The organism is Fibrobacter sp. UBA4309 (assembly GCF_002395745.1).
Taxonomy (GTDB): Bacteria; Fibrobacterota; Fibrobacteria; order Fibrobacterales; family Fibrobacteraceae; genus Fibrobacter.
Window position 1 is genome coordinate 40,180 of the sequence record NZ_DGUN01000051.1, and the last position, 16,935, is coordinate 57,114.

Annotated in this window: 13 protein-coding genes; all 13 read right to left on the reverse strand. The window is 54.5% G+C overall.

Going from position 1 to position 16,935, the window contains the following annotated elements; translation table 11 throughout:
* Positions 1-2: 2 nt before the first annotated feature.
* Positions 3-923, reverse strand: coding sequence for a glycosyltransferase family 2 protein (locus tag B3M32_RS07420; RefSeq protein WP_290744750.1), 921 nt, complete (start codon positions 921-923; stop codon positions 3-5).
* Positions 920-1,885: an NAD-dependent epimerase/dehydratase family protein gene (locus B3M32_RS07425; RefSeq protein WP_290744752.1), complete on the reverse strand. Its 966-nt coding sequence runs from the start codon at positions 1,883-1,885 to the stop codon at positions 920-922. The genes B3M32_RS07420 and B3M32_RS07425 overlap by 4 nt, the downstream gene beginning before the upstream one ends.
* A 12-nt stretch (positions 1,886-1,897) precedes the next feature.
* The gene (locus B3M32_RS07430; RefSeq protein ID WP_290744754.1) at positions 1,898-3,268 is read right to left on the reverse strand and encodes a nucleotide sugar dehydrogenase; all 1,371 of its coding nucleotides are present in this window, start codon (positions 3,266-3,268) and stop codon (positions 1,898-1,900) included.
* A 57-nt stretch (positions 3,269-3,325) separates the two neighbouring features.
* On the reverse strand, positions 3,326-6,079 hold the full coding sequence (locus B3M32_RS07435) for a CotH kinase family protein (RefSeq protein WP_290744756.1): 2,754 nt from the start codon (positions 6,077-6,079) through the stop codon (positions 3,326-3,328).
* Between the two features lie 74 nt (positions 6,080-6,153).
* The gene (locus B3M32_RS07440) at positions 6,154-7,002 is read right to left on the reverse strand and encodes a DMT family transporter (protein ID WP_290744758.1); all 849 of its coding nucleotides are present in this window, start codon (positions 7,000-7,002) and stop codon (positions 6,154-6,156) included.
* Positions 7,003-7,005: 3 nt separating this feature from the next.
* Positions 7,006-9,339, reverse strand: coding sequence for a lytic transglycosylase domain-containing protein (locus B3M32_RS07445; RefSeq protein WP_290744760.1), 2,334 nt, complete (start codon positions 9,337-9,339; stop codon positions 7,006-7,008).
* On the reverse strand, positions 9,323-11,128 hold the full coding sequence (ptsP, locus tag B3M32_RS07450; protein ID WP_290744762.1) for a phosphoenolpyruvate--protein phosphotransferase: 1,806 nt from the start codon (positions 11,126-11,128) through the stop codon (positions 9,323-9,325). The genes B3M32_RS07445 and ptsP overlap by 17 nt, the downstream gene beginning before the upstream one ends.
* Entirely contained in the window at positions 11,100-11,372 is a 273-nt protein-coding gene (locus B3M32_RS07455; protein WP_290744764.1) for an HPr family phosphocarrier protein, read from the reverse strand. Before B3M32_RS07455 ends, ptsP begins: the two co-directional genes overlap by 29 nt.
* A gap of 8 nt (positions 11,373-11,380) precedes the next feature.
* Complete coding sequence (locus tag B3M32_RS07460; protein ID WP_290744767.1) at positions 11,381-12,289, reverse strand: MlaD family protein; 909 nt, start codon at positions 12,287-12,289, stop codon at positions 11,381-11,383.
* Between the two features lie 76 nt (positions 12,290-12,365).
* A complete protein-coding gene (locus B3M32_RS07465) occupies positions 12,366-13,022 on the reverse strand; it encodes a TrmH family RNA methyltransferase (protein WP_290744769.1) in 657 nt (218 codons plus the stop codon).
* Positions 13,019-14,098, reverse strand: a complete 1,080-nt coding sequence (locus B3M32_RS07470; protein ID WP_290744771.1) for a hypothetical protein — start codon at positions 14,096-14,098, stop codon at positions 13,019-13,021. The genes B3M32_RS07465 and B3M32_RS07470 overlap by 4 nt, the downstream gene beginning before the upstream one ends.
* 4 nt (positions 14,099-14,102) lie before the next feature.
* Entirely contained in the window at positions 14,103-15,614 is a 1,512-nt protein-coding gene (locus B3M32_RS07475; protein ID WP_290744773.1) for a M16 family metallopeptidase, read from the reverse strand.
* Between the two features lie 277 nt (positions 15,615-15,891).
* Positions 15,892-16,920 carry a vWA domain-containing protein gene (locus tag B3M32_RS07480; protein WP_290744775.1) on the reverse strand — a complete coding sequence of 343 codons (1,029 nt, stop codon included), beginning with the start codon at positions 16,918-16,920 and terminating at the stop codon, positions 15,892-15,894.
* Positions 16,921-16,935: the final 15 nt, after the last annotated feature.

Consider the following 16,935-nt stretch of genomic DNA (forward strand, 5'->3'; position numbering starts at 1 on the left):
ACCTATTCGTGTGTTTTCCAATAGTTTTTATTCAGAGCGAATCGAATTCTGGTTTTCTTTGACAATTTCTTGTATCGGGCGCCCAGCTTATTCGCCAAAAGCTTTGTCGCACATTCAAGAACATAATAGCCTGCAGCGATAAGCCGTCCCCGTTTCACCAATCGCAAAAGGATCCACTTCACCATCTTCATGCCTTCAGATGCAGCGGACACATTGGCAAACAGGTCACCGTTCATTTTCATGAAGGCGGCAACATCAAAATTTCGAGTAAACTGTTGCTTTAGGGAATAATTGTGGGAATGATAAACTCCGGCGGTTCCCACATAGGCAATCTTGTAACCGGCAAAGATAAACTGGGCGGCAATTTTCATGTCCTCGTTCACCAGGATATCCTTGTCAAAGCCGCCGATAGCATTGTACGCCGTCCTCCGATAAGCGGAGCAACAATCCGACGAGAAGAATGTCTTGACACCCAGACGCGGCAAGTCTTCCTTGCTACGGACAAACACATGCTCCGGGTAATTGAATTCGCGGTTCAACTTTTCCGTCACGGGGGCGTCGTCCCTTGCAATCTGCCTTCCGCTCGACATCGCGATCTTTTCGTCGTCCGCAAAAGGCGCAATCAAGTTCGCAGCGTAGTTTTCATCGACGGGCAAGGCGTCCTGCGTCAAGCAGAGAATTATATCGCCAGTCGTTTTTTGAATAGCTGTGTCGCGAGTGCCGCCATGGTTAAAATTCCTGCGTTCGACATTAAGAACGGTCACACCCGCAAAAGACTTGGCGATTTCGACGGTCTTGTCTGTAGATTCCGAATCTATGACGACAATCTCGTTGAACTTTACCGTCTGGGACAAGAGCCTTTCAAGGAGAGCGCCGATGAAGCGTTCCGCATTTAACGTAGGAATGACGACACTCGCACTCATTCGAGGACCTTTCCGTCGCAATCCTTGAACCAGTCCGCAAAGGCTTCTTCCAGAGAGTACTTCAACGGGTACTTTTCCGACAGGGCCTTGCCACAGATGTTGGTGCTGACCATAAGCTTTTTAACGCGATCGGGACATATTCCCAAACCGAGCCCGCCGAGCATTCCACCAACGCGTGCAGCAAACATCATGGGCTTTTTGGGGATATAGGGAACGCAGCGATTCATTTTCGTCGCCTTGAGCATTGTCTTGACAATGGTTTCGATCGTGGGGGCCGGATAAGAACAGCAATTGTACAACTGGAACCTATCGGAATCGTTGGCCATCAGCCACATCACGCGGACCAAGTCCTTCACGTAGATATTCGCCTTGACCGTATCCTTGCGGCCGGCATAGGCAAAGCGGCGTTTTTTCAACCCCGCATACAGACGGGTCATGTTGCCGTGTTCGCCCGTACCAAAAACAATTCCCGGACGCGCAATGGACAGTTTCCGATTCGGGTCGCCCGCAAGCCATGTCTGGTGTATTTTTTCAGCCACCAGCTTGGAAATGCCATACGGGGTATTTGGAGTCGGCAGAGTTTCCTCGGTCTTGACGTCTTCGGACGCCCCGTATGGGGCGATGCTACTGGTAAAAACAATGTTGTTGATACCATGCGCCTCGGCAAACGCACAAACGTTTTCCGCACCTCGGATATTCGTTTCGAAGTAAGCCCTGTCAGGATGTCCCGGAGTACGATGGACCGCAGCAAAATTGAAAATGATAGTATCCGAGCCGAAGTCACCTTCAATGTCTATCGGATTACGCACATCCACCTTGCATTCAAATGGGCTCGACCCATCTGCCAAGATATCGGCCACATAAACCTTCAATTCCGGAGCGTTTTCCTTCAGAAAAGAAACCAAATGCGAGCCAATAAAGCCCTTGCCACCAAAGATCACGACGTTCTTACAAGCGACCATAATACCTGCTTCTTACTCCGCTTTCCCCTTTCCGATGCTGGACACCTCGAAGCCGATCTTACGGAGAGCGTCGGCATCCAAAATGTTACGGCCGTCGAACACGAAGGCCGGCTTTGCCATGCCCTTGTAGATGCGGTTCCAGTCGAGTTCGGCGAAGCACTTCCATTCAGTGCAGACAACCACGGCATGAGCGCCTTCAGCCGCCTTGTACGGGTCCTCCTCAAACTGAACCTGATCGAGAACGTCCTTCAGGTCGCGCTTGGCATCGGGAATCGCCTTCGGGTCAGTCACGACCGGCTGTGCATGTTCGGCGAGCAGGTCACGGACAACGAGGTTCGCGGGGCTTTCGCGGGTATCGCCGGTGTTCGCCTTGAAGGCGAAACCGAACACGGCAATCTTCTTGCTTGCAATCGTGTTGAACATGGTCTCGAGCATGCGGTCCACCACGCGGTGAGTCTGCCACTCGTTGATCTTCACGACGCTTTCCCAGTAGGCGGCGACTTCGGGAAGTCCGTAGTAACCGCACAGGTACACGAGGTTCAAAATGTCTTTCTTGAAGCAGGAGCCACCGAAGCCGATGGAGGCCTTGAGGAACTTGGGCCCAATACGGCGGTCCTTGCCCATCACGTAGGCGACTTCGTCCACGTCGGCGCCGGTCTTTTCGCAGAGGGCGCTGATGGAGTTGATAGAGCTGATGCGCTGCGCCAGGAAGGCGTTCGCGGTGAGCTTCGTGAGTTCGGAACTCCAGAGGTTCGTCGTGAGGATGCGGTCACGCGGCACCCAGTGGGCATAGACGTCCACCAACTTCTGGCAGGCGGCGAGACCCGATTCCGTCTGGTGGCTGCCGATGAGCACGCGGTCCGGTTCGAACAGGTCGTTGATGGCGGTACCTTCGGCAAGGAACTCGGGGTTGCTGAGCACTTCGAAGTGCAGGCCCTTGTCGTTGGAATTCAAGATGCGTTCCATCGCGGCAGCGGTACGAACAGGGAGAGTCGACTTCTCGACGATAATCTTGCCTTCGTCGGCAATTTCAAGGATATTGCGTGCCGTCTTTTCCCAATACTGCAAGTCGGAAGCCTTGCCGGCGCCATGGCCGAACGTCTTGGTCGGAGTGTTCACCGAAACAAAAATGATGTCCGCTTCCTTGATGGCGGCAGGGATGTCCGTGCTGAAGAACAAATTGCGGCCGCGGGCACGCTTTACCACGTCGTCGAGGCCGGGTTCAAAAATCGGGAGATTGTCGCTATTCCAGGCATCGATACGGGCCTGGTTGATATCGACTACGGTCACTTTCACATCGGGGCACTTGTCGGCGATAACAGTCATAGTGGGGCCACCGACGTAACCCGCGCCAATGCACAAAATCTTGGTATTGTAATTCATAGTACTTAAAAACTAGCAAAAAACAGTTTTTTAGACTGTCCGGATTTCTGTTCTATACTATTTAAACGACGCCATCAAGGAGGCCTCTTCGCCAGGCATTACCGTCCGGGTCTCCCCCATCTCGCCATCGTCCCAACCGGCCCAGACACCGCCCGCCGCAGGCACCGCCGTAACAGTTACCGGGAACCCTTTAAAGAAGTTTACCGTCATGGGGGATTCATCCAATTTGAGTCCATGGACGTATACAGCTCCGGGACCCGAAACTGCCAATTTAACAGGGGCGGCAGCCCCCAGGAAGAAATACTCGCGGAGCTCGTTGTATACAATTCCGGGTCGGTTTGCCGCAAAATCCTTGATGAGTTCCAACTGGCGTTCCATGCGGCTCTTGCTCTGTCCCCAGCGTTCCTGGTCGCGGGGGATTTCCGACTCTATTTCGGACATCATCTTGTTTATCCGCGCCGTCACGCGGGATGTCGCAAAGTTCATCTGCAACAGTACGGCCATCCGGTTGATAAACGCCGCCTTGAAGCCATCATTTTCAAGCATGCGGCGAAGCAGCAACGTGTGCTCCGGACCATTGGGCCAGCCGGGACCATCTTCCGCCGTCGCAAAGTCGAAAATGTTTAGATCGCTGTATTCGCTGTACTCGTTTCCATAGCCAAAATCCAGGTCGTACAGGAACCATTTCCATTTAGTTACCGGATTCGTCCCGCGCCACTTTTTCATGTTATTCGCAGGCCAGTCACGATTATCCGCAAAGATTTCAGTCTGCATGTAGTTAATGAAATTGTCCACATCAATCTGCGACGCGACATAGGCATAATTCTCGTCGCTGTCCAGATGGTGCGTTTCGAGCCAAGCCGCCAACGCCACGTAGTCTACGGCAGAACCCGCCGAAACCGCATTATCCGCCTTGAGCAAGTCTATCGCATCCGGATCCATGCCATAATGCGTTTCGAAATAATATTCCGTAGAACGTTCGCGGATACTGTGTATGCCGAAATACTCGCCATTGTAATACACGACAGCAAATCGCCCTCTCTGGTAATCAACTCCAAGGCCTTCGCTTACGGAACTGGCGAGACGGTCACGGATATAGTCGTTAGGGAAATTGCTTCCGTTGTTGCGCAGCAGGAACACCTTGAACTTGTTCAGCTCGGGAAATTCGGGAAAAAGCGCGTATTTGAGCCGGCTATCGCCGTATTTTTCGCGAAAGGTAATGGCGACAGATTTCTTGTCGTTCTGGCGGCTGTAATTGCCGAATATCTTGATTCCGGCGTGCTTCGCGAATGCAGGATTCCTTGTTCCCGGTTCCATGAGTTCCACGAAAACGGGGAGTTCCTTGTCCAGCCAATAGTTCGCCCCGTAATGCGGTTCCTTTTCCTGCGCAAAATTGCCTTCCGCATAGATTCCCGTATCCGGGTCGAACAGCGAATTCGGATCGGCCGTCAGGAACACTGCAGGAACCTTGGGAGCATCTTCGAAGACGTAGGTCCGCGTCAGTTCATCGCCCGGCAAGTTTCCGTCTACAAAACTTGCGCACCGGAGCGTTGTAGTTTCACCGATTTGGATCGAAGTCGTCGGAGAATCGTTTGCCGACGGAGCAAGGCCTCCTTTGCCGCACCGCACCTTCGCCTCGTCCGGGAAAACAATCGTTATCTTGTCCGCATAGAACCCGGACGGAGGCATTTCCACAAGCGTATCTAGCGACGGAGACCTTCCCTGTATAACATTCCCTACAGTTTGTCCGTTCGGTGACGGCTCTGCAAAGCCGAATCCCGATTCCCCAAGAGACCAGGACTTTCCCAGCGGCATGTCGGGATACGCCACGGAATCTACTATGGCCGTGTCCGCATTCACCAGGAACAATGTCGCACCGGATTTTTTCAGCTTGAATCCCGCATGCGGTTCATGACCGCTGTTCCGGGCAATGTAGCTGAACACCTTGACAGTCATCTCTTGTGATTCATTCGCTTCAGGACTTATTCGGGTGCCGTAAATATTCTTGAGGTCCGGGAACGTCTTCCCTGTAGGAATCGCCTGGCGGTACACCGTCGAAGAATCCCCTGTTCCCGTAAGCACGATCTCATAACCCTTCCAATCATCAATATCGGGCTGGGTCAATCGCAGAGAGAGTTTCCTGTCCCTGGTGATAAAGGCCCGTATCAGGATTTCGTTTGTCTGCGACATGTCCAGGACATCTTCCTTGTCGGAACTTCCCGTTCCCACGAAGGCCGCAATCGACGACCATCCCAGTTCCTCGTTTTCGCCCAACCGCATCACCGCGCCGAAACGACGCTGACCATCTTCAGAAAAGCAGTTCTTCGTCTTGCCCGCGAGCGGTTCCGCATAGCTGAATCCCGGCGGGTCACTCTGCGCATCCGTCCATGTCCAGCAACCGGGACCAATCAGGTTCAGCGAATCATGCGGAAAGACATAGTCAGGATAATCCTTCCCCGACATAAAGACAATCAAGAAGGAATTCGGGGCCATTTTCACATTCCCGAACTTCCACTTGAACGGTTCCGCCGGGGAATCCGTCAAGAACATCCCGGACAAGTCAACCGTATCTGCAGACGTATTGAAAAGTTCTACCCAACCCGCATCGTCGCCCTCGTGATCCTTCAAATCGAGATTGACCGGATTGACTTCCGTAAAAACCACCGGGCCGCCCACATAAGGCAGACGGGGCATAGACGCATTTTCCTGTCCATCGGAATACGGTTCCGTTTCCGAGGAATAATCCCCGGAACAGGAGCAAAGGGTTCCCAGAGCCACGCAAAAGAAAAAGCTACGGAGACGATACATCATAACTTGAATATATACTCTAACACGGCAATTGGAAATGTACTGTGGTTCAGGACACGCTATCGTGCACGGAATTGCTACAGAGATGCTCCAGAATGCGACTTACGCGGCCTGCGCACCACGAAAAGCGCGGCACCGGTCAAAACGAGCGCAACGGAGATTGCCTTTCCCAGAGGGAAAGCTTCCGAGAAAACGAGAGCCCCGGCCAGGGTCGGCACGGCCGCCCCGACTGCCGCGCTGAACGGGATAATGAACAGGGCCCGGCCACGCGAGAAAGATATCTGGGAATAGAGGAAAGCTATTCCGTAGGTGGCAATATAGCCGAGCGTCCTGAAATCGAGCAGCAGGTTCGCCACCGACGACATTTCGATATGGCCCAAGTCGAAATCCATGGCGAGGCTCTTGTAGAATGCCGCCGAAAGCCCGAATCCCACGCCCATAATCAGCGAATCCACCATCTCGCGGTTCTTCACGAGCACGTGCGCCACCAGGGTAGCAAGGCAGAGCGTCCCGGCATACATCCAGAGCAATCCGACATTCTGTACCGCGGTCGATTCGCCGAGGTTCTCGACGGAATAAAGAAGCCCGGCCACTACGAAACATATCGCCACGACGATACGCTTTGTCAGGACCTCTTTCAAGATGCAGAAACCCATCAATGCGGTAAGCACCGGATTCAGCACCATCATGGGCTGCACCTGGCTCAAGTCGTACCGCGCCATGGCAACATAATAGCCCAGCGTCGCAAGTCCCGAGCAGCATATTCCCAGCCACCAGAACTTGTTCGTAATCACGCCCTTGAAGAACTCCCACGGCCTGGATGTACCGCCGGTACGCTTGCCCACCGTAGACACCCCTGACTTTTCAAGGATATTGCCGCAGGCAAACAGGAACGCCGGACCGATTGTGAGCAGAAGGAAAAGCATGGGCTAAAGACCGTCATAAATCTCTTGATAGATCCAGTAATTCCCCATGACACGTTTCACGTAGTCTCGGGTTTCCCAGAAGCTGATTTCTTCGGCTCGGACATCCCAGGGTTTCCCCTCGCCGGCAGCCTGCCAGCGTCTGGTCGGTTTCGGACCCGCATTATAGTTGCCCAGGACATACATGTAGTCGTCGCTGTATTCGGCCTTCAGGTCTACCAGGTAGCGGATTCCCAGGCGAATGTTCATGTACGGGTTGTAAAGCAGTTTCGGGTCGAACCAGTCGGCAATGGATTCCTTTTCCGCCAGCATCTTTCCGGTAGCCGGCATAATCTGCAACAAGCCGCATGCGCCTACCGGCGATGCAATCTGGAAGTTGAAAATGGATTCCTGGCGCATGACGCTGTATACGAAGAATGGGTCGATGCGCTCTCCGGAATGGAACTTGACCTGTTCTGAGAAAGGAACCGGATAGAGGTAATGCAGCACGCCGATCGGCGGGGTCATGAGACGGCGGCGGTCAATGTTGTTCTGGAACTGGCGTGCCAGGCGATAGCCCGCGGCCGTCTCGCCCATCTCGTAAAAGAGGTTGCCGTACTCGTACAAGAAGTCCAGACGCTTGTAGTTCTTCTTGCGGGCTTCGTCATAAAGCGCAAACGCCTCGTCGGCAAAACCGTACAGGAACAGGTTCCTGATGCGCTGATAACGGTCACGGTTATAGGTGGACGTATCCGCCTTGACGCCCTTCTGACTCGCACGGATCCATGCCAGAGTCTCTTCGGCAGACATCGACACCCCGTGGGCAAACGGCACGTCTTTCTCGTTCATCAGCTTGTATTCGACAAGCTTGGTACGCGAGCGGTGTGCGTAATAGGCCAACGGGAAATCGCGGATGCAGTCCAGGTACGCCTCGCGGGCAAGAGAATCCTTGCCGAGCTTCATGTACGCATCGCCCAGGAACATGCGGGCGCCACTGCCGCTCCACAAGAACGGATCCTTGGTCGCGTCGATAAAGGCGGTCACGGCCTCGTTCCATTTCTCCTGCTTGAAATAGATAAAGCCTATGCGGAACTTGGCCCACTGGCGCTTGATGTTGTTCTTGAACTTCTTGTCGGCAAGCGTCCTGAAGCAGACGATAGCGCTGTCGTAGAGTTCTTTCTGTTCGTATTCGAAACCGCGCACCCACAGGTTGTTCGCGTTTTCCTTGCTGTAGCGGTTCACTTCCTGCAACAGGGAATCCATCAACTTGATTTCGGCCGCATATGCCTTCGGATCGTTGCGGTAAAGGCGTAGCGTAGACTGCATCCACAGAGGACGCGCCTCGACCGAATCCAGAAGGTACTTGAACTGGGCGATGGATTCCTTTTCGCGCTTGAGCGTACGCAGCACGACAGCGCGTTTTTCCCACAGCATGATGCGTGTAGCCATGTCGAGCGAGCTCGGCGGCAACAGCCTCTGCAGGGAATCTTCGGGAAGCGGGAGGGCCGTCTCCGGTTTTTTCGCCACCTGCAGGGAATCCAGGATGCGGATGGAATCGAGCAATGTGAGGCAGTTGCCGATTTCGTCCTTGGCGCAGGCCAACTTTGCGTACGCAACCTTCTCGCTCAAGCTTTCCGGAGTCCCCTTCACCTTGCGCAACCTGCGAATAGCCGAGAACGCGGAATCCTTGTAGGCCGTAGCGCTAGTCAGCAACTGCATATAATAGCGCTTGGCCTGCTTGAGCTGCTTGAACTGTTCCAGGTAAACCGCATAGCGGTATTTCAGCGCCGCGGCATCGTCCCCCTTCGGGTACTTTTCCAAAAAGACTTTCAGCGAGTCGGCATGGGCATGATCCGTCAGCGTGGTATCGGCCATGGCGGCCTCGATGCGCATGCGGGACGAGGACTTGTCGAATTCAGCATCGGTAGCGAACTTCTTGCCGAGAGCCAGCGCGTTTCTCATCTGCTTGTAGTCACCCTGCATAAAGCGGGCCTTCGCCATCCTCAAAACGACGCTTTTCTCGAGCAACGAATCACGGGAACGGAGAGAATCGTAGGCGGCATAGGCGCTGTCCCAAGATTCCGAATAGAAATAAGAAGCCGCCATCGCAAAGTCGCGGACATTCTTCGGGAGTGTCGTATCGGCAGCGGCCTTCCTGGAACGCTCCGCGCGCACTACCAAGTTCTGAAAATGACCCGCGGGAATTTTTTCCAGTTCCTCGTAAGGATCCGCCGGAACTATAGGCATCGATGCAATGAGGCTATCCGTAAGGGACGCCGGAGCGACATTCACCGAATCCGCCCAGGCGTTACAAAGAAACGCGGTAAAGACTAATCCAATAAACCTAATTCTGCTTTTCACCATCATCTCCCAACAAGCTGGAGATTCCCAAGTCTTTTATCGTCTGCGCATATTTCGCCTTCAAGTAGGCGTTAACCGATTCGGCATCGTCCATCGTGAGCACCGTCAAGGCCGTCTCGCGTACGTCCTCGAAGTTCATCGAGCGGATAATCTTCTTTGTCGCCATCACGCTCCAGGGAGTCATGGAAAGTTCGTCGACACCGAGCCCTACGAGCAGGAGCACGCTGAACGGATCGGAACCCATTTCTCCGCAGACCGCCACGGGAATTCCCTGCCGGTGCGCGGCCATCACCGTCTGGTAGATCATGCTGAGCACTGCCGGATGGTGCGGCTGGAACATGTCGGTAATCAATTCGTTGGTACGGTCCACCGCCAGAGTAAACTGAATCAGGTCGTTCGTACCGATACTGAAAAAGTCCGCTTCTTTCGCCAGCTTGTCCACCAGCATCACCGCCGCCGGGACTTCGATCATCACACCGACCTTTACCGCGGCCACCTTGTGCCCGCGGCTTTCCAGCTCTTCGCGGCAGCGATTGATAAGCATCTTCGCCCTACGGAGTTCCGAAAGTCCCGAAATCATCGGGAGCAGGATCCTCAGGTTGCCACGCATGTTCGCCATGAGCAAAGCACGCAACTGCTCACAGAAAATTTCTTCGCGGTCCAGGCAAACACGGATACTACGCCATCCCATAAAGGGATTCGCCTCGTTTGCCGAGGTAATACCGGGAACGAGCTTGTCACCGCCGGCATCGAGCGTACGTATAGTTACCGGACAAGGAGCGACTGTCTCGAGGATCTGCTTGTAGGCTTCGCACTGTTCCTGCTCCGACGGAGCGTCCTTGCGGAAAAACAGAAATTCGGAACGGTAAAGTCCTATGCCCGTCGCGCCGAAATCCATGACCTTCTCGGCTTCTGTCGGAAGTTCTATGTTGGCGTGCAACGTAATGTACTTGCCGTCACGGGTCATCGGCTCCAAGCGGCGCATCGTAAAGAGCTCGCGGCGCTGGCGTTCGTAAACTTCTTGCCGTTCATGGAACCTGCGGATATCGTCTTCGTTCGGATTGACAATGACCATGCCTCCCGAACCGTCCACGATAATCGTATCTTCCGGCTTGATTAGCGCAGCGACATTGCGGAGACCCGAAACCACGGGAACCTGCAATGAACGGGCAAGAATCGCCACGTGGCTAGTGCGTCCACCCGTATCCATGGCCAGGGCGCTTACCTGTCCCGGCTTTATCGTCATCAAGAAACTCGGCAGGAACTCGTGGGCGACGAGAACCACCCCGTCATCCGTAGCGACATCCTCAAGTACCGGTCCGGAATCGTCCATCGCCCCCAGCAACCTGTTATACAGGTCGCGCAGGTCGGCAGCCTTGTCGCGCATCGCCGGGGAATCGATCTTCTCGAACTTGTCTATGTAGCTGCCAAGGACCACATGCACCGCCCAGCGGGCGTTCTTGTGATCTTTCCTGATCTTGTCGAGAATCCCGTTCACGAGTCCCGGGTCCTGCAGGATCATCAAGTGCGTCGCAAATATCAGGCTATCGCGGAGCCCGGTACGGCTTTCCGAGATTTCCTTTATCTTGTTGATTTCGGCAACGGTCTTGTTGACCGCCTTCAAAAAAAGCTGTTCTTCGGCCGCGATGCGGCTTTCGGGCAAGGTCTCTTCAACAACAGAAACTTCCCGATTGATAATCGGGAACGCTTTTCCCATGGCGAAGCCAGGGGACGCAGGAACGCCAACCAAGACGGTCCGTTCAGCCTGGTTCTTCGTTGAACTTGTCATCAAAGAGTTTTTCCAACTTCTGCACGACTTCGGCCTCGTCCTCCCCATCCACCTCGAATTTCACTTCGGAGCCGAGCGGGATAGCGAGCATCATCACATTCAGGATGCTCTTGGCGTTGGCCTTGGATCCTTCAAAGACGATAGAAACATCGCTCTTGGCCGGGCCGGTAATATCCACAATCATTCCAGCAGGTCGGGCGTGTATACCCAATTTGTTAGTGACTGTAAGAGTTTTAACTATCATTCTGTTCCTCAGAAAAAGTCCACATTCACGTCGAGGCCGTCATGCAGGATAACCCTGAACAGGCTGTCGGCGGAATGGACGGTCTTCACCAGATCGTCATGCAAAGTTCTGTCGTGCAGGAGAGTTCCCACGGTATTGTCGGTAGACTGCACACGAGCAATAAGTTCGTCCAGGTGCTTCGTCACCCCTTCCAGCTCGGCAATCAGGCCGTTGGCATTCACCATCACCTTGTCGGCACCGGCAAAGAGGTTGTCTATGGGCGGCTTCACGTTATCCACGAGTTCGCCGACCTTCACCGTCACCTCGTTCAGACCGGCAAGGCTCTTCCGGAGCTGCGGATCCGTGGTATTCACCAGGTTCATCATGCGGTCTTCGAGATTTTCAGCCTTTACGAGGATAGTCTTGAACCTGTCCTGGAAATCCGGGCTGGCAATAGTCCCGTTCAGGGCGGCCTTTACCGATTCCAACAGCACCTTGGTGCTGTCGCAGACTTCGCCAGCAAGGCCAAGGGCTTCTGCGATACCCGCATCGAACTGGCCGTTAATGGTGTCTCCGGGAGCATAATATGTCGCGGAGTCGCCCAAAATCATGCCGATCTGGCGTTCGCCCATGATACCGATATTCTGCACGCGGATTTCGGAATCCTTCGGTATCTTCACGTCGGTACGCAGACGGATCGTCACGACAACACGGTGACCGGCAAGTTCGATGTTCTCGACCTTGCCCAACTTGACGCCATTGACCTTGACAGGGTCATCCAGCACGAGGGTACTTACCTGGCTGAATCTCAAATAGAAATGGTTAAACGTTTCGCGGGGGTCCTTCTCGTTCAGGAAGAATACCCCGAAAATCAAAATGACGATGGCAAGGAGAACGACCAAGCCAACAGAAAGGTAAAGTGCAGAATTCTTTTTCATTCTACACTCAAATTAGCATATTTTGTGAAAGACAAAGCCCAATCAGGCACAAAAGAGGCTTTTTTGCACCATTTTCCTATTCTTCCACCCGCACAATCGGGCTATTGTTCTCGATGCCGTTCACATGGCGGTCGAGCCAGTCGTGCAGAAGGGCGTCCCTTTCGGCAGGGGGCAGCACGAATTTTTCGCGGCCTTCCTTTTGCATGTAGACGTCGAGATAGGTCATGAGCACGCCGCCGGCCACGGAGACGTTCATGGATTCCGTAATGCCGTATTGCGGCAGCTTGAATTCGTAGTCGGCATGGGCAAGCGTATCCGGGTGGTTCCCGTGAAACTCGCTACCGAGGTAAAAAGCGGTAGGCTGGCTCAGGTCCAAGTCCAGCACCGAATTCGTGGTGTTCGTGCTCGCGACGGCAATCTTGTAACCCTTGGCGCGGAGCTTTTCCATGCAGAGCATCCTCTTCTTGTACAGGTAGAGGCTCATCCACTTGTAGCTGCCCTTAAGGATGGACTTGTTCACGCTGTAAGCATTGTCCTCTTCGATGATATGCACATCCTGCAGGCCGAACACTTCCGCCGTACGGATAACGGCGGAGATGTTGTGCGGATCGAACAGGTCTTCCAGCACCATGCAGAAATGACGCGTACGGCGGTTCACTACTTGCGTCAACAGTTCCTTGCGACGGTCGGTCACACGTTCCAAAAGGGATTCCAGGGATTCTTGGTTCGTCATTTCAATATCCTTGTTTCTTCTTGCCTTAGGGGTACAGGCGCTTCCCGCTGTTTTTTCCGTTCTTTTTGAAGTTTTTCGAAATCGCCCAGCTTCCAGGGAGCCCCATTTACCACGTTTTCAAAATCAATCACGTACTGTACGTTCTCTTGCGACCTAAGTGCCGCATCCCGGAGCATCGGTTCCTTGTCTCCGCCAAAATACATGCCCGACGCCTTCTTGATGTCGTCAACAATGTTGTCAATCTTTTCGTTCACGACCTTCTTGAACACGTTCATCTGCATGATGGAATTCAGCACGGAATTGCTCGGGAACACGATGGCCGTTAATTTGTACTTAAGTTCCTTTCGGGAGACTTCGTCCATGTCCAGGAAGGCGATAGCGGAACCGTGCAAGGACCAGCGCAACACCTTCGCATGCCCATAGCCAAAGAACAGATTGCGCATGCCGAGCTTTTGCCCGGCACTGTCCTGTAGCGCCCAGTAGAATTCGCCCGAAAGGCTGCGGCCGTTGCTGCCGTTAAAGAAACGGTGGTTACGGCTCGTGTAGCCGAGCGTGTAGTTCGATTTCAGGTAGGCGTTGATCAGCTGCGCCGTAAAAGGCATATTGTCGAACAGGTAACTGATGATATCCGCACCGAGCGGGAGCGTTCCATGGTTCACGTAGATGGCTCGATACTGGCGCCCCAGACGGGCGAATATTTCCGTCGCCATGGGCTGCCGCAAGTCGGCAGGGAACCCGCGCTTGACAATTTCGTGGTAGGGAGCGCAGTATTCCGCATCGTACTTGACCTTCGGCCAGGGCTTGAAATCGGCCTCGGTGCAAAAATCGTAACGGGTACCAAGGCACTTCTCTACACCGGAGCAGAGGCTACGCACATCGTCTTCCTTGCCGGCGAGCTGCATCAACACGCGGCCGCGCTTACGGGATTTCATCACGGAATCCTGGTGGGCGGCCATCTGTTCCGCCTTGGAAAGCGATTCGGGCGTCGAGGGAACGGCCAGCGACGGGGCAGCAGCAAGCACAACGCAAAGAACTGCGTAGAAAATCGCGCGTATGCCCTGTCCGCCTATCCGCATTTTCTTACCTGAATTCCAGGCTGTCCAGCGGGACAACCGTAAACGTTCCCAGCTTTTCAAGCTTGGAAACCGGACCCACGACCGAGATGGTCATCTTGCTCTTGTCAAAATACTTGGCGGTCATCGCCTTCACCTGTTCCGCCGTCACCGCGTTGACCTCGTTCACGAAGTCCACGTAATGCGTCTGCTTCTTGCCGAGAAGTTCATCCTTCGCAAAAATCTGCGCAGTCGCTTCCGGCGAATCAAAAAGACTCGGCAAGCTTTCGACAATGGACTTCTTGGCCTGTTCCAGTTCTTCGGGAGTAGGTCCGTCCTTCGCGAGCTTGTCTATTTCTTCAAAGACGAGCTTGATGGCGAAATCGGCGGATTCCACCTTCGTCTGGAGGGCAATCGTCGTCATGGCCGTATCGCGGTAGTCGTTGCCGGCACTGCTATAGACGCTGTAGGCAAGGCCCTCGTCGCTACGCACGCGGTTCATGAGCCTGCTCGTAAAACTGCCTCCGCCCAAAATAAAGCTCGCTACCGCCGTCGGGTAATAATCCGGATGCGGACGCTTTACGAACGGCTGGTTCATCGAGATGTTCGCCTGGGAGATGTCCTTGTCCACGACATAGATTCCGGGCTTCCTGATGAACGAAAGCGGCTGCGGAACGGGTTTCGGTTCCTTCGGGGCAGCGACCTTCCATGCCGCAAAGAATTCCTTCAACTGCGTCACGGCAGAATCGCGATCCACGTCTCCCGAAAGGGCAAACACGATGCGGTCTGAAGAGAACACGCCTTCGGCAAGGCGTTTCACGTCGGCCACGGAGACCTTCTTGTATTCGTCGCCGGTAGCGTCCCAAAGGCGGGCGTTCGGGGCGTAGTTCACCTTGGAGCGGAGGGCCGAAAGCACCTTCGCGGGAGTATCGTAGCGGCGTTCGTAGGCCGTCACGAAATTCGCCTTCACGATTTCCAGTTGGTCCTTGTCGAATGACGGAGCGGTAAGCACGTTCTTCGCAAGGGCGAGCATCGAGGCATAGTCCTTCGAAAGGCAGTCAATGTCAATCGACGCCAGGAACGTCCCCGTCCCTGTAGAAAGCGATGCGCTGATAAACTCGAGCGAATCGTCCAATGCCGCAGGAGACATCCCGCCGCCCGCTCCCCGGCGCAGCATCGAGCCGACCATACCGGAAGCGGCCTCGTCACGGATCGTGGCGGGGATATTGGATTCCTCGAAATAAATCGTCAGGTTCACGAGCGGCAAGCTGCGGTCGCTTACGATATAGCCAGAAATGCCCTCCGCCAGCTGTATACGGAATTCTCCCGGGACGGGCGCCACATACTTGAATTCCGGGAACACCACATCCTTGTAGCTTGCAGGGAGCGCCGGTTCTGCAGCGGGCCCGGAAGCCGGAGGTTCGGCCGGAGCCGCCTGGGAAACGGGTTTTGCCGCCTCGGGAGCCGGAGTCGGCGAACACGCGGCAAGCAGCAGCGTACCGACAATGTTAAAAACAACGAAAAGACCGATTTTTTGCATTTCCCTAAATATAGATATTACGCCACCACACAGGCGCAAAAGGATTCCAATTTGGAATATCGATTTAAAAAAAGATTTGGCTCGAGCCCCCGAAAAGGCCTATATTATTCCCATAGAGCCTTTCCGGTGGATTATCACGCGGCATCGCACAGCGAGCCGACCGTCTCCAAGAGAGACACACCCACCCGAAAGGCTTTTTTTGTACCCCGTCATGGCGGTTCCGGCTCGGAGGCCGGAATGACGGACCCGCCATCCAGAAAGTTTCCTATAGCATGTACTACGAGAATCTTCCCGCGAGCTGCTTGCGACGGCGGCCTCGTTCGGACACAGTCGCCTCTATCAAGAACAACAACGCCGACAATGCCAGGAAGATCTGGTAGCGGTCCTGGTAATTTTCCATGCGGTCGGTAGCCTGTTCCTTTTTCTCGAGGCCCGCAATTTCGGTCAGCACTTTCTGCAACTGGAATTCGCCGGGACTCGCATAGAAATACAGCCCGCCCGTCACGCTCGCAATCTCCTGCAAGGTCGATTCTTCCAGGCGCGTCGTCACGATATTGCCCTGCATGTCCTTCTTGTAGGCGACTTCGCCGTTACGCGTCTTTACCGGTATGGGCACGCCTTCGCGCGAACCGATTCCAATCGTATAGATCTTTATTCCCAGCTCGGCGGCTTCCTTCGCGGCATTCACGGCGGCGTCTTCGAGTTCTTCGCCGTCACTCATGAGGATCATCACGGAATACTGCCCGGCACCGCCGGAATTCTTGTACAGGCTCATCCCCTTGCGGATAGCCTGCTCCAGGTTCGTGCCCGGCATGAGCCAGCCCGGATTCAGTTCCCTGAGCATCATCTGTACAGTGCCGTAATCGAGCGTGAGAGGCACCATCACCTGGGCTTCGCCGCTAAAGGCGACAAGGCCGACACGGTCGCCAGCAAGGCTTTCGAGGAACGCCGAAATCTCGTGGCGGCTGCGCACGAGCCTGTTCGGTTTCACGTCTTCGGCCAGCATCGAAAGGGAAATATCCTGCAAAAGCACAAGGTCCAGGCCGCGGCGTTCAATATGTTCCATCTTACGGCCCCACTGCGGGCGCGCCAACGCGACGAACAAGAAGGCGATGGCAAGCAAAAGCAGGAGCACCTTGGCCAAGCGTCGCCACGGCGAAACGCTCGTCGAAAGCTTGGGCAGCATTGAAAGCGATACGAACCGCGCTGCCAGTTTCTTGCGACGGCGGTAGGCATAGTAGAAAAGAAGCGCAAATAGCGGCAGAGTGAACAGGCCCCACAAAAAATTCGGTTCGGCAAATCTCATGGCATTCCCCCTTCC